Annotated in this window: 19 protein-coding genes and 1 pseudogene; 10 read left to right on the top strand and 10 right to left on the bottom strand. The window is 74.0% G+C overall.

The window, feature by feature from the left end; genetic code table 11:
• Window positions 1-30 precede the first annotated feature (30 nt).
• Window positions 31-1,605: a glycosyltransferase family 39 protein gene (locus ABZ865_RS08460; protein WP_361225888.1), complete on the top strand. Its 1,575-nt coding sequence runs from the start codon at window positions 31-33 to the stop codon at window positions 1,603-1,605.
• 33 nt (window positions 1,606-1,638) lie between these two features.
• Here ABZ865_RS08460 and ABZ865_RS08465 read toward each other — a convergent pair whose 3' ends face one another.
• On the bottom strand, window positions 1,639-2,547 hold the full coding sequence (locus tag ABZ865_RS08465; protein ID WP_361225891.1) for a methyltransferase: 909 nt from the start codon (window positions 2,545-2,547) through the stop codon (window positions 1,639-1,641).
• A gap of 137 nt (window positions 2,548-2,684) precedes the next feature.
• Between ABZ865_RS08465 and ABZ865_RS08470 the strand changes: the two genes are divergently transcribed.
• Together ABZ865_RS08470 and ABZ865_RS08475 are read left to right on the top strand one after the other, a co-directional pair.
• On the top strand, window positions 2,685-3,458 hold the full coding sequence (locus ABZ865_RS08470) for a phytanoyl-CoA dioxygenase family protein (protein ID WP_361225893.1): 774 nt from the start codon (window positions 2,685-2,687) through the stop codon (window positions 3,456-3,458).
• Window positions 3,459-3,529: 71 nt separating this feature from the next.
• Window positions 3,530-3,911: pseudogene (locus ABZ865_RS08475) on the top strand (hypothetical protein); the annotation flags it as partial.
• Window positions 3,912-3,942: 31 nt separating this feature from the next.
• Here ABZ865_RS08475 and ABZ865_RS08480 read toward each other — a convergent pair.
• Window positions 3,943-4,893 (bottom strand): YafY family protein, encoded by a 951-nt coding sequence (locus ABZ865_RS08480; RefSeq protein ID WP_361225896.1) that lies wholly within the window; start codon window positions 4,891-4,893, stop codon window positions 3,943-3,945.
• A 40-nt stretch (window positions 4,894-4,933) separates the two neighbouring features.
• Between ABZ865_RS08480 and ABZ865_RS08485 the strand changes: the two genes are divergently transcribed.
• The gene (locus ABZ865_RS08485) at window positions 4,934-5,413 is read left to right on the top strand and encodes a hypothetical protein (RefSeq protein WP_361225898.1); all 480 of its coding nucleotides are present in this window, start codon (window positions 4,934-4,936) and stop codon (window positions 5,411-5,413) included.
• Window positions 5,410-5,889, top strand: a complete 480-nt coding sequence (locus tag ABZ865_RS08490) for a hypothetical protein (RefSeq protein WP_361225901.1) — start codon at window positions 5,410-5,412, stop codon at window positions 5,887-5,889. The genes ABZ865_RS08485 and ABZ865_RS08490 overlap by 4 nt, the downstream gene beginning before the upstream one ends.
• On the opposite strand, the gene ABZ865_RS08495 is transcribed toward ABZ865_RS08490, so the two are convergent.
• The 3 genes from ABZ865_RS08495 to ABZ865_RS08505 are packed head-to-tail and all read right to left on the bottom strand — an operon-like array spanning window position 5,867 to window position 8,052.
• Window positions 5,867-6,616, bottom strand: coding sequence for a class I SAM-dependent methyltransferase (locus ABZ865_RS08495; protein ID WP_361225904.1), 750 nt, complete (start codon window positions 6,614-6,616; stop codon window positions 5,867-5,869). The genes ABZ865_RS08490 and ABZ865_RS08495 overlap by 23 nt on opposite strands.
• A 5-nt stretch (window positions 6,617-6,621) precedes the next feature.
• Window positions 6,622-6,927, bottom strand: a complete 306-nt coding sequence (locus ABZ865_RS08500; protein WP_361225907.1) for a 4a-hydroxytetrahydrobiopterin dehydratase — start codon at window positions 6,925-6,927, stop codon at window positions 6,622-6,624.
• Between the two features lie 48 nt (window positions 6,928-6,975).
• Complete coding sequence (locus ABZ865_RS08505) at window positions 6,976-8,052, bottom strand: ADP-ribosylglycohydrolase family protein (protein ID WP_361225910.1); 1,077 nt, start codon at window positions 8,050-8,052, stop codon at window positions 6,976-6,978.
• Between the two features lie 153 nt (window positions 8,053-8,205).
• Here ABZ865_RS08505 and ABZ865_RS08510 point away from each other — a divergent pair, with 153 nt between their 5' ends.
• From ABZ865_RS08510 to ABZ865_RS08520, 3 genes are all read left to right on the top strand, one after another.
• A complete protein-coding gene (locus ABZ865_RS08510; RefSeq protein ID WP_361225914.1) occupies window positions 8,206-9,054 on the top strand; it encodes a helix-turn-helix transcriptional regulator in 849 nt (282 codons plus the stop codon).
• 98 nt (window positions 9,055-9,152) lie between these two features.
• Window positions 9,153-10,016, top strand: a complete 864-nt coding sequence (locus tag ABZ865_RS08515; RefSeq protein WP_361225917.1) for a helix-turn-helix transcriptional regulator — start codon at window positions 9,153-9,155, stop codon at window positions 10,014-10,016.
• A 90-nt stretch (window positions 10,017-10,106) separates the two neighbouring features.
• Window positions 10,107-10,907: an SAM-dependent methyltransferase gene (locus ABZ865_RS08520; protein WP_361225920.1), complete on the top strand. Its 801-nt coding sequence runs from the start codon at window positions 10,107-10,109 to the stop codon at window positions 10,905-10,907.
• A 99-nt stretch (window positions 10,908-11,006) separates the two neighbouring features.
• Here ABZ865_RS08520 and ABZ865_RS08525 read toward each other — a convergent pair whose 3' ends face one another.
• The 3 genes from ABZ865_RS08525 to ABZ865_RS08535 all read right to left on the bottom strand — a co-directional run bounded on the left by ABZ865_RS08525 (window position 11,007) and on the right by ABZ865_RS08535 (window position 14,182).
• Complete coding sequence (locus ABZ865_RS08525) at window positions 11,007-11,432, bottom strand: OsmC family protein (RefSeq protein ID WP_361225923.1); 426 nt, start codon at window positions 11,430-11,432, stop codon at window positions 11,007-11,009.
• A 118-nt stretch (window positions 11,433-11,550) separates the two neighbouring features.
• Window positions 11,551-13,593, bottom strand: a complete 2,043-nt coding sequence (locus ABZ865_RS08530) for an alkaline phosphatase family protein (protein ID WP_361225925.1) — start codon at window positions 13,591-13,593, stop codon at window positions 11,551-11,553.
• Between the two features lie 157 nt (window positions 13,594-13,750).
• Entirely contained in the window at window positions 13,751-14,182 is a 432-nt protein-coding gene (locus ABZ865_RS08535) for a hypothetical protein (RefSeq protein WP_361225928.1), read from the bottom strand.
• 84 nt (window positions 14,183-14,266) lie between these two features.
• On the opposite strand from ABZ865_RS08535, the gene ABZ865_RS08540 reads away from it, so the two are divergent.
• Both ABZ865_RS08540 and ABZ865_RS08545 read left to right on the top strand, forming a co-directional pair.
• Window positions 14,267-15,040, top strand: coding sequence for an MBL fold metallo-hydrolase (locus ABZ865_RS08540; RefSeq protein ID WP_361225931.1), 774 nt, complete (start codon window positions 14,267-14,269; stop codon window positions 15,038-15,040).
• Window positions 15,037-15,672 carry a VTT domain-containing protein gene (locus ABZ865_RS08545; protein ID WP_361225934.1) on the top strand — a complete coding sequence of 212 codons (636 nt, stop codon included), beginning with the start codon at window positions 15,037-15,039 and terminating at the stop codon, window positions 15,670-15,672. Before ABZ865_RS08540 ends, ABZ865_RS08545 begins: the two co-directional genes overlap by 4 nt.
• A gap of 19 nt (window positions 15,673-15,691) precedes the next feature.
• On the opposite strand, the gene ABZ865_RS08550 is transcribed toward ABZ865_RS08545, so the two are convergent.
• Both ABZ865_RS08550 and ABZ865_RS08555 read right to left on the bottom strand, forming a co-directional pair.
• Window positions 15,692-16,813: an MBL fold metallo-hydrolase gene (locus tag ABZ865_RS08550; RefSeq protein ID WP_361225937.1), complete on the bottom strand. Its 1,122-nt coding sequence runs from the start codon at window positions 16,811-16,813 to the stop codon at window positions 15,692-15,694.
• Complete coding sequence (locus ABZ865_RS08555) at window positions 16,810-18,066, bottom strand: aminotransferase class I/II-fold pyridoxal phosphate-dependent enzyme (protein WP_361227245.1); 1,257 nt, start codon at window positions 18,064-18,066, stop codon at window positions 16,810-16,812. Before ABZ865_RS08555 ends, ABZ865_RS08550 begins: the two co-directional genes overlap by 4 nt.
• Between the last annotated feature and the right edge of the window lie 92 nt (window positions 18,067-18,158).

Genomic DNA, 18,158 nt, shown 5'->3' on the forward strand with positions numbered 1-18,158 from the left:
CGCCGGGCCCGTCCGCTCCCCGTGCTCGCCGTGCTCGTCCCCGTCCTGCTCTCACTCGCCCTGGGTCTGTGGCGGGTCCGGCGTGCCGGCAGCCTGTGGCGGGACGAGGCGGTGACGTACGACATGGCGCGCCGCTCGCTGCCGGACCTGGGCCGGACCCTGGAGCACGCCGACGCGGTGCACGGCCTGTACTACCTGCTGATGCACGGCCTCTTCCGGCTCGTCCGCGTCTTCGGCACCGCCGATCCGCTGCTGGTGCTGCGGCTGCCGTCGGTGCTGGCGACCGCGGCGGCGGCCGGGCTGCTCGCCCTGCTCGGGCTGCGGCTCGCGGGACCGCGGGCGGGGCTGCTCGCGGGGGTGGTGTTCGGGCTGCTGCCGCCGGTGCAGCGGTACGCGCAGGAGGGCAGGTCGTATGCGGTGGTCTGCGTGCTGGTGATCTGGGCGTCGTATCTGCTGGTCCGCGCGGCGGACGTGCGGACCGTGCGGGCCTGGGCCGGCTACGCGGCCGTCCTGTGGACGGCCTGTCTGCTGCACGAGTTCGCCGTGCTGGTGCTCCCCGCGCATGCGTTGGCCGTGCCCCGGGCGGCCCGGCGCGGGTGGGCACGGGCCGCGGGTGCGGTGACGGCCGGCGTCGTGCCGTTGGCCGTGTGCAGCGCGCGCCAGTCGGAGCAGGTCGCCTGGATCGGCGGCCTCGGCGCCGGATCGCTGCTCGGCTTCGCCGGGGTCGCCCTGCTCGCAGCGGCCTGCGCCGCGCTGCTGTCGGGACGGCGCATACCCGGGCTCGGAAAGGGCGTGGGCATGCCCGAGCCCGGTAAGGCCGTGGGCACACCGGGGCCCGGGAAGGGCGTGGGCGCACCCGGGCCCGGTAAGGCCGTGGGCACACCCGGGCCCGGAAGGGGCGCCGGCACACCCGGTCGGTACGGCGGCGCATCCGGCCGGGGCGAGGCCACCCCCGTCCTGGGCGGGAGTCTGGTCGCTCTCGCCCTCCCCTTGTGCGTGCTGCCGGGGCTGCTGCTGATGCTGGTGTCCCTGGTCAAGCCGCTCTACGTCGACCGGTACGTGCTGTACGGCCAGGCCGGGACGGCGCTGCTGGTCGGCGCGGCACTGGACCGGCTGCTGCGGGGCGGCGGCGCGCTCCGGGCGGGAGCCGTGCTCACCGCCGGGGCGGCGCTGGCCGCGCTGGTGCCCGTCACCCTGTACCTGCGCACCCCGGCCAGCCGTCTCGACGACGTGAGCGCCGTGGCCACCGCCGTCCGGGCGTCCGGCGGCCGCGCCGACGGGGTGCTGTACCTGCCGGGCCGGCGTCGTGTGTGGTCGCTGGTCGACCCGCGGGCGGTGTCCGGTCTGCGCGACCTCGCCCTGGAGCGCACCCCCGACGACTCCGGCACGCTGTACGGCACGGAGGCACCGCCGTCGGTCGTCCGCGCCCGGATGCTCGCCGCCCGGCGGGTCGTTGTCCTGCGGGACCCCGCCGGGCAGCCCCTCGACGCGAACCTCCGGGAGGCGGTGAAGGAGCGGGTGCTCGCCGCGCACTTCGAGGAGTGCCGGACGCGGACGGTGCGAGGCGCGCGGGTGAGCGTGTACGCGCGGCCGGGCCGGTGCTGAGCATCCGCACGCGCACCCGCCGCCCCGGATACGTCAGGCCGGGCGGACCGCCGTGTGCACGGTGTAGGCGCCCAGGACGAACACGTCCGGTCGCCGGTGCACGCTCGCCGGGTCGGCGGGGTCGAGGAGGCGGTCCAGGGTGGCCCGGTCCTCGGCGTCCAGGTCGTCGGCGAGGCCTTCGCGGAGGCGGGTGAGGGAGGCGGCGACGTAGGCGCGGGCGCGGTCGGACGCCGGGGCGGGGAGGTCGAGGAGGAAGCTGCGGGTGCGGGTGTGCTTCAGGCCGGCGGAGGTCAGCAGCGCCGGCCAGTCCTCGGTCACGGCGACGGAGCCGGGCAGGTCGGCCCGCATCCTGGCGAACCACTCCTCCTGCACCACGTCCAGCCTGGCCTGCAGGCCGGGCCGTCCGATGCCGATGTCGCGGGGCAGGAAGCGGGAGGGCAGGCCGCCTTCGAGAAGGGCGAGGGTGCCGCCGGGGGCCAGCCGGTCGGCGAACGCGGCGAGCCCGGCCCGCTGGTCGCCGAGGTGGTGCAGGCTGCGGCTGGCCCACAGCAGATCGGCCGGATAGTCCAACTCGGTCAGGACATCCGGCAGTTCACCGGCGAGGGTGTCGAAGCGGTCGGCCACGTCCAGGCGGGCGGCGCGGGCGCGGGCCCGCTCCAGCAGCGGTGCGGCGCTGTCGACGGCCACGACCCGGGCCCCGGGGAAGGCCTCGGCGAACAGGCACGCGACGACTCCGGGCCCGCTGCCCGCGTCCACGATCAGCCCCGGCTCGGTCACCTCGCGGGCCAGCCAGGCCATGGCCCGCTCGTAGACGGGGGTGAACAGCTCCGCCTGGGTCTCCAGCAGGGGGCCCATCTCGGACCAGTCGAGGTCCGTGCCGTGCGCGTGCCCGTGTCCGTGACCGTGCCGCTGCCGGTGGTGGTCGTGGTCCTCGTGCGCCATGGTGTTCAGCCTCTCGTCGGTGTGCCGTCAGCGTGCGACGGCGCACCGGCCGCGGGCCAGCCATGTTGCCGGTACGGCAAACGGGAGCGGCAAAAAACCAGGTGCTGCCGAGCCCGCCGGTGATCGACGATGGTCCGATGGACGACGGACTGGTGGAACGGTTCCTGACCGACGGCTTCGTGAAGATCGAGGGCGCGTTCCCGCCCCGCGTGGCCGAGGACTGCGCACGTCGGCTGTGGCAGGAGACGGGATACGACCCCGACGACCCCGGTACCTGGAAGGATCCGGTGGTGCGGATCAACGGGCTGGCGCAGGGGCCGTTCGCCGCGGCGGCCAACTCCCCCGCCCTGCATGAGGCGTTCGACGCGCTCGTCGGCGAGGGCCGGTGGGAGCCCCGCTACTCGCTGGGCACCTTTCCGCTGCGCTTCCCGCACCCCGAGGAGCCGGGCGACACCGGCTGGCACATCGAAGGCAGCTACCTGCCCGAGGGCGCCGCGCACTACCACACCAACCTGCGCTCCCGGGACCGTGCCCTGCTGATGCTGTTCCTGTTCAGCGAGGTCACCGAGGCCGACGCCCCGACCCGGATCCGGGTCGGCTCGCATCTGGACGTGCCCCGGATCATCGCGCCGTACGGCGAGGCGGGCGCGTCGTTCCTGGAGCTGGGCCCCCTGGTGGACGCCGCCTCCGGACACCGGCCGCTCGCCCACGCCACGGGCCGTCCCGGCGACGTCTACCTCTGCCATCCGTTCCTGGTGCACGCGGCCCAGCCGCACCACGGCACGCATCCCCGTTTCATGGCGCAGCCCCCGCTGCACCCGGCGGTGCCGTACGAGCTGGAGCGCCCGGACGGGGCGTACTCGCCGGTGGAGCGCGCGATCCGCCGGGGCCTGGCCCTCGGCGAGGGCTGACCCCGGCGGACGCTCACCGCGCCGGTGTCCTGCGACAGCGGCGTGCGGGTTTCCCGTTCTCCCGTGGGGAGATGTACACCTCCCCCGCGTTCACCACGACCACCAGCCTGGACTTCGCCGAGACCAACCCGAACACCGTGGTCCGCGTCGGCGATCTCGACTCCGGCCCACACATCGCGTTCTCGACGGACAACGGCGCCAACTGGTTCGCGGGAACGGACTTTTCGGGAGGCGGCGAGCGGCGCCTCGTACCAGACCCTCTACACCAGCGCGAAGATCGGCGGCGTACGCGGCATCTTCCGCTCCACGGACAAGGGAGCGACCTGGATGCGCATCAACGACGACGCCCACCAGTAGGGCTGGACGGGCGCCGCCATCACGGGTGACCCGCGGATCTACGGCCGGGTGTACGTCTCGACCAACGGCCGGGGCGTCATCCACGGCGACACCAGCCGGCGATGGTGTTCACGGACGGGTCAGCCTCTCAGTCGTCACAGCCTTTCGCCACGCCGCCGTATCTCTCGGCCAGTTCCGTCACCGTCCGGGCGATCTTCTCGCGCAGCTCGGCCGGTTCCAGCACCTCGATGTCCGTACCCAGGCGCAGGAACTCCCCGTGGGCGTGCTCGACGGACTCGACCGGGACCCTGGCGACGGTCCAGCCGTCGTGGTCCGTACGCCCGTCGAACGCCCTCGGCAGCTTCACCCCCGGTGCCAGCCGGACCAGCGCCTCGGCGCGGTACAGCCGGTCGTGGAAGTCCCGCTGGTACGCCGTCCAGTAGGCGGCCAGGTCGAAGTCGAGGGGGCGGACGAACTCCTCGTCGGAGGTGGTGAGCCGGAGGATCTGGTCGACGCGGAAGGTGCGCGGGCCCGGGCCCGCGACGACGTACCAGCGGCCCCCCTTGAGCACCAGTCCGTACGGCTCCAGGCGCCGTTCCACATCGGTGGGTTCGGCCCACCGGCGGTACAGGACGTGCAGCACCCGGCTGTGCCAGACCGCGGCCGCCACCGCCGTCAGATGCGGCACCTCGTCGGTGTCCGCGTACCAGCCGGGGGCATCGAGGTGGAAACGGCCGCTGATCCGGTCGGCATGGGCGCGCAGTTCCTCGGGCAGGGCGGCGCGGACCTTGAGCCGGGCGGCGGCGAGGACCGGACCGAGACCCAGCTCGGCGGCGGGGCCGGGGGCACCGGCGAGGAAGAGGGCCTCGGCCTCGTCGGCGGTGAGACCGGTCAGTCGGGTCCGGTAGCCGTCGAGGAGGCGGTAGCCGCCCGCGTGACCCGCGTCGCCGTACAGCGGGACGCCCGCCGCGCCGAGCGCCTCCACGTCCCGGTAGACCGTGCGGACCGAGACCTCCAGCTCCTCGGCGAGCTGGGCCGCGGTCATTCGGCCCCGGGTCTGGAGCAGGAGCAGGATCGAGACGAGTCGGCTGGACTTCACTGACACAGGATGTCAGTGAAGCGGGCCTAGCGTCGCGTTCATGGTCTTCCGAGAGAAATTGCTGACCGTGCCGCCGCCGATCGAGGTGGCCGGGCGGCACGTCAAGCGCTACCACGTCACCGCCGACCCGGCGGGCATCGCGCCCGACGTGGCGAAGGCGGCGTACGCGATCCTGCCCGAGTTGCTGCCGGAGCCGGACGGGACGCCGCCGGCGACGTTCGTCGTGCTGCACCGCGGCGGCGACGACGGCGCTTATCTCAACGCGTACAGCTGGGTGTGGGACAACGTGCTGCACTTCCGGGGCGCCGCGGCCGGCCAGCCGGTGCTGGGCTGTCCGGACCGCGATCCCACGCACTTCGTCAGGCCGGACCTGCCGTGGATCGGCTGTGTCTGGGAACTGCCGCCGATCCTGCACGAACGGGACGCCTGGGTACGGCACCTGCTCGCCGCCGAAGTCCCCGACCTGGACGCCTACCTGACCGACAGCCTGCCCGAGGGATCGACAGGAGACCGCTCATGAGCAGCCCGCACGACTTCGACTTCCTCCACGGCTCGTGGCGGGTCCTCAACCGTCGCCGCACCAATTTCCTCGACCCGGGCAGCGACTGGGAGGAGTTCCCCGCCACGAGCCACTGCCGGCCACTGTTCGACGGCGCCGCGAACATCGACGAGATCGACATGCCCCACCTCGGCGCCAAGGGCCTCACGCTGCGGCTCTTCGACCGGGAGACCGAGCAGTGGTCGCTGAACTGGTCCGCCAGCCGCACCGGCAAGCTCTTCCCGCCCGTGACCGGCCGCTTCGCGGGAGCCCGCGGCGAGTTGCGCGGCGAGTTCCACGGCGACGACAGACACGACGGCAAGGACGTGCGGGTGCGGTTCGTCTGGTCGGGGGCCTCCCCGACCGGTGCCCACTGGGAGCAGGCGTTCTCGGTGGACGGCGGTGAGACCTGGGTGACCAACTGGACGATGGACTTCAGCCGGACGCCGGCTTCCTGAAGGCGCGGACGCGGAAGACGGGGTCCGGGCGCGGGCGGTCCTGGTCCGGGAGGCGGGCCAGGAGCGCGGCGAACTCCTCGGTGCGCGGATCGCCGGGCGGCAGCACGGTGAACCAGCCGCGCCGCAGATCGGCGATGGTGGAGCGGGGGCTGCGGCCCTGGCCGAGGCCGGGAAAGGCGGCCTGCCCGGCGGGCCGCAGCCCGTGCTCGGCCGCGTGGTCCGTGAGGACTTCGGCGGCGTCGCGGGCGGGGCGGCGCGGGCGGGAGGCGAGGACGGCGTCGATGTCGCTGCCCACATCGTGCGCCGCGGCCTTGTCGACGGTGGTGACGTAGACCCCGCCGGGCCGCAGCACGCGGGCGCACTCGGCGACGACGGCGCGGACGTCGGCGGGGTCGGACAGCAGGTGCAGCAGCCAGATGCTGGTGACCGCGTCGAACGTGGCCTCGGCGAAGGGCAGCCGACGGCTGTCGGCGCGCAGGATCGCGCCGGGCAGTCGGGCGGCGGCCATGCGGGTCATGGCGGGGGCGAGGTCCGCGCCCGTGACCCGCAGACCGGGGCGGGAGGCGGCCAGGCACCGGGTGACGATGCCGGTGCCGCAGGCGATGTCGAGGAGACGGCCCGGCCGGTCGGGGACCAGGCCGAGGACGGCTTGTGCGGCGGCTTCGGCGCGCGGCTCGCCGCCGCGGGACGCGTCGTAGGCGTCGGCTTCCTTGTCGTAGTCGAGCACACGCCTCAGTGTGCCGCGTGACCTGGGGCGATGTCCTCCACCCTGCGGGCGAGTTCGAAGTCCTTCCCGGTGACGGCGCCGCCCGCGCTGTGGGTGTTCACGCTGAGCCGGACGGTGTTGTAGCCGAGGGTGAGGTCGGAGTGGTGGTCCAGCTCGTCCTGGACGGCCGCGATGTGCAGGACCAGCGTGGCCGCGGCGAAGTGCGAGCCGAGCCGGTAGGTGCGGGTGAGCCGGTCCCCCTCCAGCGCCCAGCCGGGAAGCTCTGCCAGCCGGTCCTCGATCTCCTTCTGCGACAGCGGTTCGACGGCCATGGCTGGTCTCCCTTCGGGGCGGGCGGGTACCCGTTCAGCCTGCCACGTTCAGTCCCGCGCGCACTCCGCCGCGAGGTCGTCCGCCAGTGCGGCGATGCGGGCCCGGCCCTCCACCCGCTCCACCCAGGTGTGGGGAAGGCCGACGTCGCCGTGCCGGGCGCCGAGCAGGTTGCCGCAGATCGAACCGGTGGAGTCGCTGTCACCCGAGTGGTTGACGGACAGCAGCAGGGCGTCCTCGACGCGAGGCTCGGCGAGGGCGCAGTAGACGCCGATCGCGAGGGCCTCCTCGGCGACCCAGCCCGCGCCGAGGGACTCGGCCTGCTCCGCGGTCGGCGCTCCCTGCGCTGCCAGGTCGAGGGCCTCGCGCAGGGCGGCGGAGGTCTCCTCGTGCCCGGGGTGGCGCTCCAGGAGCCGCAGGGTGCGCAGCACCGAACCCTCCAGGGAATCGCCGCTGACGAGATGCGCCACGATCGCGGCGAGGGCGCCCGCCGCGTAGTAGCCGGTGGGGTGGCCGTGGGTGATCTGGGCGCCGCGTGCCGCCATCGCGAAGGCCCCCTCAGGGGTGTTGACCAGGCCGAACGGGGCCGAGCGCATCACCGCGCCGCAGCCCTTGGAGTCCGGGTTGACCTGCCCCGGCCTGCCGTCGAGCGGGAGCTGGGGGTCGGGGGCGTACATCTGGGCGACCCCGGACAGGCAGGCGTTGCCCGGGGCTCGACGGGAGTACAGCCAGGCCTCGGCGAGCAGACCGGCGGCGGGCTGCGGTTCGGCCGCCTCGGGGCCCGGCTTCGACTGGGTCTGCAGCCACCGCTCGTACGCCTGGCGCAGCAGCAGGGCCCAGCCGCCGCCGATCCCCTTCTGCCGCTCCCGGGCATGGGCCTGGACGAGGGCCTCGACGGTGAACAGGGTCATCTGCGTGTCGTCGCTGATCCGGCCGGTCACGCCGTGTGCGCCGGGCACGAGACCGGTCACCCCTCGCTCGCCGTGCTGGGAGCGGATCCGGTCGAGGGAGGCGAACTCGACGGGGAAGCCGAGGGCGTCGCCGACGGCCCCGCCGAGCAGGCAGCCGCGGACCCTGGCCCGGTACACCGCCGCCGCCTCCCAGGACGACTTCCACGGCTGGTTCATGGGTGTGCTCCTCAACTCCGGTGCCTGGTCGCGGCCGTGACTCCGGTGCCTGGTTCCGGTCGTCACTCCGGTGCACTGCGGTGCCCGGTTTCGGTCGTCACTCAGGTGCCCGGTTTCGGTCGTTCGGCGGACGGGTCGACTACGGTCGTCCGTATGACCATTGTCGCGACCGGCCCCTCCGCATCCGCCACCGCCCCCGCAGCCAGGAACGACAAGGCCGACAAGGGCATCGGCCCGCTGCTGCGCTCCTGGCGGGAGCGGCGCCGGATCTCCCAGCTGGAGCTGGCGCTGCGCGCCGACTCCTCGGCCCGGCACATCAGTTTCATCGAGACCGGCCGGTCCCGGCCCAGCGAGGAGATGGTGCTGCGGCTGGCCGAGCATCTGGACGTGCCGGTGCGCGAGCGCAACGCCCTGCTGCTCGCGGCCGGTTACGCCCCGCACTACCCGGAGACCCCGCTGGACGATCCGGCGCTGGACGCGCTGCGCGACGGCATGGAGCGCCTCATCCAGGGCTACGAGCCCTACCCCGCGCTGGTGGTCGACGCCTCCTACACCGTCGTCGCCGCGAACCGGGGCATCACGATGCTGCTGGAGGGCGTTCCGGACAAGCTGATGACTCCGGCGCCGAACGCGATGCGGCTCACCCTGCACCCGGAGGGTCTCGCGCCGCGCATCCGCAATCTGCGCGAGTGGCGCGGGCATCTGCTGGCGCAGATGGAGCGGGAGATCGCCCTGCACCGCTCGGACCAACTGCGCGCCCTGTACGAGGAGGTGTCCGCGTATCCGGTTCCCGAGGACGCGCCGGGCGACGAACCGGCCGAACCGGTGCCGTACTTCGCGCTGCCGCTGCGCATCGAACACGACGGCCGGATCCTGTCGTTCGTGTCGTCCATCTCCACCTTCAACACGCCGATGGACGTGACGGTCGCCGAACTCGCCATCGAGACGTTCCTGCCGGCGGACCCGGCGACCACCAAGTACCTGCACACGCTGGCCGGTTGAGGCCGGGGACGCCGAACGTCCCTCCTCGACCACGTGTGCGACACGGCCGTCGCATGGCAGACTGCCCGGGTACGACGGCGCGTAGGGGAGGGCGTGGCGTGAGTGAGCGGCGGGCCGCGCCCACCGTGGGCCAGGTGGTGCTCGGCAAACGGTTGCAGGAGCTGCGGGAGGCGGCCGGCCTCAGCCGTGAGGAGGCCGCCAAGGTCCTCCGGGTGGCGTCGGCGACCGTACGGCGGATGGAGATGGCCGACGTCGCGCTGAAGATCCCCTACGTGCAGGTGCTGCTGTCCGCCTACGGGGTGGGCGAGGACGACGCCGGGGCGTTCGTGCGGCTGGCCGAGGAGGCGAACCAGCCGGGCTGGTGGCAGCGGTTCCACGACGTGCTGCCGGACTGGTTCAGCCTGTACGTGAGCCTGGAGGGAGCCGCCCGGATCATCCGCTCCTACGAGCCGCACTTCGTGCCCGGTCTGCTGCAGACGGAGGCGTACGCGCGGGCGGTGCTGGAGGCCGGGACCATAGGGCAGACCGGCCGGGAGTCGGTCGAGCGGCATGTGTCGCTGCGCATGGAGCGGCAGCGGCTGCTGGAGGGCAGCGATCCGCCGCACCTGTGGGTGATCATGGACGAGACGGTGCTGCGGCGGCCGGTGAGCACGCGCGGCGAGGTGATGCGCGAGCAGTTGGACCGGCTGCTGGAGTACGCCGAGCGGGACCGGATCACCCTCCAGCTCGCCGAGTTCGCGGCCGGCCCGCACCCGGGGACGTACGCGCCGTTCACGCTGTTCCGGTTCGGCGAGCCGGAGTTGCCGGACATGGTGTTCACCGAGTATCTGACCGGCGCCCTCTATCTGGACTCCCGCCAGGAGGTGGCCGCGCACCTGGAGGTGCTGGACCACATGACGGCCCGGGCGGCGTCTGCACGCCGCACCCAGAAGATCCTGCGGGAGTACCGCGAGAATCTGTGACCCCCGGCCCCTGACCCTGACGTCCCCGCGCCCCTTCTGTTCCGCGCCACCGTCCACAACCCCTTGTGACACCTGAGGAGCACACAGCGCATGACCGGTTCCGAGACCGCGCCCACGACCGTCGACACCAGCAGGCCGCACCCTGCGCGCGTGTACGACTGGTGGCTGGGCGGCAAGGACAACTACCCGGTGGACGAGGAGCTGGCCCGCCGGATCCTCGCGGTCGACGGCACGGCCGTGCGCGGTGCCAAGGCCAACCGGCGGTTCATGCACCGGGCGGTGCGCACGCTCGCCGAGCAGGGCGTGCGCCAGTTCCTGGACATCGGCACCGGCATCCCGACCGAGCCGAACCTGCACCAGGTCGCGCAGGGCGTGGCGTCCGGTGCGCGGGTGGTGTACGCGGACAACGACCCGATCGTGCTGCGGCACGCCCAGGCGCTGCTGACCGGCACCGCCGAGGGCAGCACCGACTACGTGCACGCCGACGTCCGCGACCCGGACACGATCCTGCGGCTCGCCGCCGAGTCCCTCGACCTCGAACAGCCGGTCGCGCTCTCGCTGGTGGCCCTCACGCACTACCTGGACGACGACGCCTACGACCTGCTCGCCGGGTACGTCGACGCGCTCGCCCCCGGCAGCTTCCTGGTGCTCTCCCAGGTCAGCCCGGAGCTGGACCCGCCGGCGATCGAGCGCGTCTCCGACTTCTTCCGCACGAGCGGCACCCCGTTCTTCCCGCGCACGGCTGCGGAGTTCGGGCGGTTCTTCGCCGGTCTGGATCTGCTCGAGCCGGGAGTGTGCCCGGTCCTGGACTGGCGTCCCGAGGCGGAGGACGAGGCCGCCGCGAAGGAGGGCGCGGTGCCGGTGATCGCGGGCGTGGCACGCAAGCGGTGAGCAGTGCGTGCACGAACAGCGTTGAGCAGTGCGTGTAAGAACGAACGGCGATGCCGCGCCCCTTGCGGGGCGCGGCATCCGGGGACGTACGTGCGGGCGTCAGGCCAGTTCGGCCGTCAGCGTGATGGTCGTGCCGGTCAGGGCCTGGCTGACCGGGCAGTTCTTCTTGGCGTCCTCGGCCGCCGACCGGAAGCCGTCCTCGTCCAGGCCCGGGACCGTGCCGCGGACGGTGAGGTGGATGCCGGTGATGCCCTCGCCCGGCTGGAAGGTGACGTCGGCCTTGGTCTCCAGGCGGGTGGGCGGGGTGCCGGCGCCGGCCAGGCCGTGCGAGAGGGCCATGGAGAAGCAGCTGGAGTGGGCGGCGGCGATCAGCTCCTCGGGGCTGGTCTTGCCGTTCGCCTTCTCGGCGCGCGACGGCCACGACACCGGCTGGTCGCCGATGCCGGAGGAGTCGAAACTGACGACGCCGCTGCCCTCGAGCAGGTTGCCTTCCCAGACGGTGTGTGCGGTGCGCGTGGTGGCCACGATGGTTCCTTTCGCGTGTGATGCCGTATCCGGGTCCTGTGGTCCCCATCCGATCACATCCGGGCCCCCCGCACCCTGCGGACCGGCCCACGGAGGGTGAACAACCGGCGCTCGGCCCTCAGGCGGCGCGCTCCTCCTCGGCCTCAGCAGACTCCTCGGGCTCCTCGGTGAGCGGCACCTGGGGGCCGTTCGTCTCGCGCAGCCAGCGGTGCAGGACGTCGTGCACGTGCTCGGCGCCGGACAGCTCCGCCCCGTCCCCGGCCGGTTCGGACAGGGTGAGCGGGGAGAGCAGGAACGGGCGGGACTGGGCGCCGCCGAGACCGCCGTGGGAGCCGATCTGCTCCTCGAAGGCGAGGACTTCGCCGTCGGCGGGGTCGTGGACGGAGTTGACCATGATGTCGGCGGTGTGCGGGAAGGAGTGGGTACGGCGGACGGCGTCGGCGGCGCCGGGGCCGAAACGGGCCAGCGGTCCCGGTCTCTCGTCCAGCTCGGCCAGCGGGATCTCGGTGCCGTACGGGCCGAGCAGCACACCGTCGTGCTCCTCGCTGCGCACCAGCAGGAAGCCGATGCCGGGGTGGTTGGCGAGGGTGGTGAGCAGGGCGGGGTGGCGGGCGTCGATCTCCTCCTTGCTCATCCGGTGGTGGACGTCCGGGAAGGAGACCAGGCCGAGGTTGCCGGAGGCGAGCACGACGGGTTCCGAGCGGGGCACGGGCCGGTGCTGTCCGTCCTTCTCCTCGACCGGTCGGCGCAGCGCGGCGCGGACGGCGGCGCGGGCCTCGGCCCCGCTGTGTGTGCGTTCGGCCCGGCGCGGCACCGGCAGCCCGCAGCCGGCGCGGACCAGGTCGGCGAGGGTGAGGCCGTAGCGGGCGCGGAAGGTCTCCCCGGGGCTCTGGCCGTGGTCGGACAGGATCACCAGGTGGTAGGGGCGCGGGGCGTGCTCGGCGGCCTTCTCGATGAGGGCGAGGGAGCGGTCGAGGCGCTGCAGGACCTTCTCGGCGTCCCCGCTGTGCGGCCCGGAGTGGTGGGCGACCTCGTCGTAGCCGACCAGGTCGGCGTAGATGGCGGTGCGGCCGGCGAGCAGGTCGCCCATCACCGCGGCGACGACGACGTCCCGTTCGACGACGGTGGCGAAGGCGCGCACGAAGGGGTAGAGGCCGCCGCGGCTCACCCGGGGGCGCTGCTTCCGGATCCGGGCGCGGGTGGACTGGCCGATCTCGCGGGCGACCTCGGCGACGAAGGACAGGGCGGTGCGGACCGCGTTGGCCGGGTCGGAGAAGTAGGCGAAGTAACCGGCGCGGGACCGGTAGTCCCGGCCGCGGCGGCGGGTCGCGATGGAGAGCACGAGGGCCTGTTCCCCGGCGCCGCCGCTGAACAGGTTGCCCCGGCTGGCGCCGTCGACGGTGAGCAGTCCCCCGTCGCCGGTGTGCGCGATGGCGCGGCGCTGGAGTTCGGCGGCGCTGGTGGGGCGGTTGCACACCATCACCTCGCCCCGGTCCTTCTCGTACCAGCGGAAGGCCGGCACGTCGAAGGTGCTGCCGTGCAGGATGCCGAGCTGGCTGGCGCCGGTCTGGCTGGACCAGTCGGTGCGCCAGGGGGTCAGCCGGTGGGTGGGCCGTGCCCCGTCGCCCGTCGCCAGCAGGCGGGCGACGGTCGGCATGAGGCCCTTGCGGACGGCGGCGTCGAGGACGTCGTGGCCGACGCCGTCCAGCTGGACGCAGACCATGCCGGGGGTGTCCGGGCAGGGCGGGGTGGATCTGCGGCGGCGGTCGGCGAGCCGCAGCAGGCGCCGGCGGTAGGCGTCGTCGTCGCGCACGGCGAGGGCGGCGCCGGTGGCCGAGGCGACGGCGGACATCACGGCGGCGACGATGACGGCGGTCTCCGGGGCCACCTCGCCCCGGCCGGAGGGATTGACGCGCAGGGCGACCAGCAGCAGCGAGCCGTTGAGGAAGAAGACCAGCAGGCCGAGCACGAGGGCGGGTACGAGCAGCAGCAGCCGGACCAGGAGCGGCCAGACCACGGCCGACAGGACGCCGAAGGCCCCGGCGCCGCACGCGGCGGTGACGCCTATGCGGGTGGCGCTGTCACCGTCGGCGGACTGGAGCTGGAAGTCGGGCAGGAGGCCCGCCAGGACGAGCATGGTGACCGTGGAGACCGCCCACACCGTGACGCTCCGCCCGATCTGACTGGCAATCCGCCGCCAACGCACGCCCCGTACACCTCACGTCCCGGCCCGCTCGACGACAGGGCCTTGCTCCACCTTGTCATACCGGTCGCGCCAACTCCGGGGCCGTCGAGCGGCGGCGGGCGCCCGGGCGGGGTCAGCGGCCGTCGTACCCGGCCGTCGGCATCGACAGCCTGCGGTGGACACAGGCCTTCATCTGCGCGTCGTACGACGGCTCGGTGTGCCCCACCGTCTCCACGCGCACCCCGCGCCGCGCGCACTCGGCGGTGAACTCCTCCACCGAGGACAGGGCGCGCTCGAGCACCCGCCGGCTGGGGGCAACGAACACGTCCACGCCGGGCCGCACTCCGTCCCACAGGGCGCCATGGTCGAAACGAACGCCGCCGACGAGGAGTTCCCGGGCGACGACGTACCCGCGTTCCTCGGCCCAGCGCGCGCACATGGCGTGCTGGCTGCGGGAGTCGACCAGGAAGGGGTCGGCGTCGAGCTCCTCCAGCGGGGTCAGGCTGGCGATGGCGGTGACCCGCACCGGCGCGCGCCCGCCGGAGGCACCCCGCAGCTGTCCCATGGCGTCCCCCTCACCTCCGGGTTTCGCCGCCGACCCTACTCCTGCCCGTAGGCTTCGGGGAGTCGCGCGGAGGAGGCGAAAAGGGTGCCGGTGGAGATCACCTGGTGGGGTCACGCCACCTGCACGATCGTGGACTCGAACATACGTGTGCTCACCGATCCTCTGTTCGCCCGCAGGCTGGCGCATCTGCGGCGCCGCCGGGGCGCCGTGCCGCCCGCCGCGGCCCACCGCGCCGACGTGGCGCTCGTCTCCCATCTGCACGCCGACCATCTCCACCTCCCCTCGCTGGCCTCCCTCGCCCCGGGCACGCGCCTGCTCGTGCCCCGGGGCGCGCCCCGGGCGGTGCCCGGACTGCGCCGGCTGCGGCAGCTGCGGGTCACGGAGGTGGTCCCCGGGGACGAGGTGGCGATCGGGGACGTACGGGTCCGGGTGGTGTCCGCGCTGCACGACGGGCGGCGGCTGCCGGTCGGACCGCACCGCTCCCCCGCGCTCGGGTACGTCGTCGAGGGCGAGGCACGGACCTACTTCGCCGGGGACACCGGCCTGTTCGACTCCATGGCCGAGGAGGTCGGGCCGGTGGAGGTGGCGCTGCTGCCGGTGGGCGGCTGGGGGCCGTATCTCGGGGAGGGGCATCTGGACGCGGGGCGGGCGGCACGGGCGCTGGCCCGGCTGGCGCCGCACAGCGCGGTGCCGGTGCACTACGGGACGTACTGGCCGATCGGACTGGACGCGGTCCGCCCGCACGAGTTCCACGCGCCGGGGGACGAGTTCGTGCGCCTGGCGGCCGAGCTGGCGCCGCTGGTGGCGGTGCACAAGCTCGGGCACGGGGAGAGCGTGCGGCTGGAGGTCGCGCGATGAGATGGCTGCCGGCCGTCGTCACGCTCGCCGCCGCGTCGCCGCGGAGTGTGCCGCCGGAGTCCACTCAGCAGGCGATCGGGTACCCGTCGCTGTTCCTGCTGGTGTTGATCGGGGCGCTGGTGCCGGTGGTCCCGACGGGGGCGCTGGTGAGTTCGGCGGCGGTGGTGGCGTTCCATCAGACGGCGCCGTTCTCGCTGGCGCTGGTGTTCGTGACGGCTTCGCTGGCGGCCTTTCTCGGTGATGCGACGCTGTACTGGCTGGGGCGGCGCGGGATGCGGTCGAGGAACGGGTCGCGCTGGCTGGAGGCGATCCGTTCGCGGGCCCCGCAGGAGCGGCTCGCGCAGGCGCAGTCGAGGCTGGCCGAGCACGGGGTGGTGGTGCTGGTGCTGTCCCGGCTGGTGCCGGCGGGGCGGATTCCGGTGATGCTGGCCTGTCTGGTGGCGGACTGGCCCCTGCGGCGGTTCAGCCGGGGGAATCTGCCGGCCTGTCTGGCATGGGCGGTGACGTATCAGGTGATCGGGATTCTGGGTGGGTCGCTGTTCGAGGAGCCGTGGGAGGGCGTGGTGGCGGCGGTCGGGCTGACGGTGCTGATCAGCGTGCTTCCGAGTGTGGTGCGGCGGGCTTCGCGGTAGCGCCGCCGCGTTCGGCCGGTCAGTCCAGCACCTGCGAGGCCCCGATCGGGAGATCCCACAGGTCCTCCCGGTCCAGCCCGGCCTTCTCCCACGCCGCCCGCACGCGTGTCAGCGGTTCCAGGACCGGTTCCGCCGACAGGACGAACGTGCCCCAGTGCATCGGGGCCATTCTGCGCGCGCCCACGTCCAGCGTGGCCTGGACCGCCTCCTCCGGGTCACAGTGGACGTCGCTGAGCCACCAGCGGGGATCGTAGGCGCCGATGGGCATGAGGGCCAGGTCGATGCCGGGGTAGCGGCGGCCGATGCGGGTGAACCAGTGGCCGTAGCCGGTGTCGCCGGCGAAGTAGAGGCGCTGTCCGTCGGGTGCGGTGAGGACCCAACCGCCCCAGAGGCTGTGGCAGGTGTCGGTGAGGGTGCGCTTGGACCAGTGGTGGGCGGGCACGAAGTCGAAGCGGACGCCGGACAGTTCGGCGCCCTCCCACCAGTCCAGCTCGGTGACGCGGGTGAAGCGGCGGCGCCGGAACCAGCGGGCGAGACCGGCGGGCGCGAACACCGGCGTGTCACGCGGGAGTCGGCGCAGGGTGGGGGCGTCCAGGTGGTCGAAGTGGTTGTGGCTGATGACGACCGCGTCCACCGGCGGCAGGCTGCCCCAGGCGACCCCGACCGGGGTGATACGGGCGGGCGTGCCGAGGATGCGCCGGGACCACACGGGGTCGGTGAGCACGGTCAGGCCGCCGATCCGGACGACCCAACTGGCGTGCCCCGCCCAGGTGACGGCGAGGGTACGGGCGCCCACGCGGGGCAGCGGGCCGGGTTCGTAGGGCAGTCGGGGGATGTCGGCGAGGCCGTCGGGGCCGGGGCGTACGGCGCCCTCGCGGGCGAAGCGGGCGAGGGCCTTGAGGCCGGGCAGGGGCGCGGTGAGCCGGTCGTGGAACGTCCGCGGCCACACCCGGAGTTCGTCCAGGGGGCGGGGCTCGGCCAGCGGGGGGAAGGGCGGCGCGAGCGGGGCCGGCGCCGCGATGGACGGAGTCGTGGTGGTCGGGGTCGCAGTGGACGGTGCCGGGGTGGTCGGGGTCGTGGTGGTCGAGGTCGTGGTGGACGTCGTGGCGGTGGACTCGGGCTCATGCGTCTGCTGCGTCATCGAGGAGGCTCCCATCGCTGAGCGTCGTCGCGGAGATCGTCGAAGACCGACTTCAAGGAGATCAACGCACGGTGCACATGTGGCAGTTCCAACGGTGAGGGCGACGTGAGGCATTCCGTCCGTTCCTCGTCGCTGCCGCCCAGCAGGGGCCCCGTCGCGAGCCGCACGCGCAGTGCCCCGAGGTCGTCGCCGAAGCGGTGACCGCCGGGCGCGGGCATGCCGAGCCGGGCGGTGAGGAGGTCCTCCAGTTCCTGTGCGTCGCCTACGCCCTGCTCCGCGAGCGCTTCGCGCAGCGGGCCGAGGTCGGCGTACAGGTGGCGGCCGGCCTGCGGCGGCCGCGCGACGGCGCCGGCCGCCACGACCACGGAGTGCGCGGCGGCGGCCACGCGCGCGTGCAGGCGTACGGCGGCCTCGCGCCGCTCGGTGACCGGCTCGGGTTCGTCGAGCGCGTACCCGGCCGCGGCGGCGACCGGCGCGGCGACGCGGGCGTCGAGCGCGGTGAGAACGTCGAGCACGCGCGCGTGGAGCCGCTCCCCCGCCTCGCCGGCGGGGAACCGGGCCACGGCCGCGGGCCAGCCGGCCGGCAGCGACGCCCCGGCGAGGTCGGTGACGACCGTGACCCGGTCGGGCAGCATCTCGGCGGGGCTGAGCAGCACGGTCTCGTGCGGGTCGTGCACCGTGTCGCGCCAGGTCTCGTCGCTGACCAGGTACAGGCCCTCGGCGGCCGCGGCCTCGACGGTCTCGTGCAGCAGTTCGGGCGGGGCGACGGTGGCGGTCGGGTCGTCCGCGACGGACAGCACCAGCAGCCGGGGGTCGCCGCCCTCGGCACGGACTCTGCGCACGGTCTCCAGCAGCGCGTACGGGTCGGGTACGCCGCCGCCCTCGGCCGGGGTGGGCACGTGGAAGACCGGCCGACCCAGCAGCCGGGCGTAGGGGGCCCACCAGGCGGCGCAGGGGCGGGGTACCAGGATGTCGCCGCCGTCACCGGCGATGGCGGCGGTCAGGGCGAGCAGCATGGCGGGGGCGCCGGGCCCGGCCGCCACCCGGTCGGGGACGCAGGACAGTCCGCGCCGCGTCCAGTACCCGCAGGCCGCCTCCAGCAGGGCGGGGGCGCCGCCGACCGGCTGGGCCTCGGCGCGGTGTGCGGCGGCGGCGAGGTGCGCGGCGAGTTCGGGGAGCACGGGCAGCCCGTCCGAGGGCAGGGGCGGCCCGTAGCGGACGGGGCCGTGGTCCTCGGGGTCCGTCCGCCGCATGTCCGCCTCCGCGCAGTCCGTGTGCCGCATGGTGTTCCGTCCGGGCCGTGCTCGTGTCGTCGGCTGCTCCTGTTCCGGCCGCCGGTGTGGTG

Origin of the sequence: Streptomyces sp. NPDC047085, from assembly GCF_040643735.1 — a bacterium.
Lineage (GTDB): Bacteria > Actinomycetota > Actinomycetes > Streptomycetales > Streptomycetaceae > Streptomyces.

Coding starts and splice junctions, on each gene's coding strand:
- ABZ865_RS08465 (WP_361225891.1), bottom strand. CDS start 2,547: ATGGCGCACGAGGACCACGACCACCACCGGCAGCGGCACGGTCACGGA.
- ABZ865_RS08470 (WP_361225893.1), top strand. CDS start 2,685: ATGGACGACGGACTGGTGGAACGGTTCCTGACCGACGGCTTCGTGAAG.
- ABZ865_RS08485 (WP_361225898.1), top strand. CDS start 4,934: ATGGTCTTCCGAGAGAAATTGCTGACCGTGCCGCCGCCGATCGAGGTG.
- ABZ865_RS08490 (WP_361225901.1), top strand. CDS start 5,410: ATGAGCAGCCCGCACGACTTCGACTTCCTCCACGGCTCGTGGCGGGTC.
- ABZ865_RS08500 (WP_361225907.1), bottom strand. CDS start 6,927: ATGGCCGTCGAACCGCTGTCGCAGAAGGAGATCGAGGACCGGCTGGCA.
- ABZ865_RS08505 (WP_361225910.1), bottom strand. CDS start 8,052: ATGAACCAGCCGTGGAAGTCGTCCTGGGAGGCGGCGGCGGTGTACCGG.
- ABZ865_RS08510 (WP_361225914.1), top strand. CDS start 8,206: ATGACCATTGTCGCGACCGGCCCCTCCGCATCCGCCACCGCCCCCGCA.
- ABZ865_RS08520 (WP_361225920.1), top strand. CDS start 10,107: ATGACCGGTTCCGAGACCGCGCCCACGACCGTCGACACCAGCAGGCCG.
- ABZ865_RS08535 (WP_361225928.1), bottom strand. CDS start 14,182: ATGGGACAGCTGCGGGGTGCCTCCGGCGGGCGCGCGCCGGTGCGGGTC.
- ABZ865_RS08545 (WP_361225934.1), top strand. CDS start 15,037: ATGAGATGGCTGCCGGCCGTCGTCACGCTCGCCGCCGCGTCGCCGCGG.
- ABZ865_RS08550 (WP_361225937.1), bottom strand. CDS start 16,813: ATGACGCAGCAGACGCATGAGCCCGAGTCCACCGCCACGACGTCCACC.
- ABZ865_RS08555 (WP_361227245.1), bottom strand. CDS start 18,066: ATGCGGCGGACGGACCCCGAGGACCACGGCCCCGTCCGCTACGGGCCG.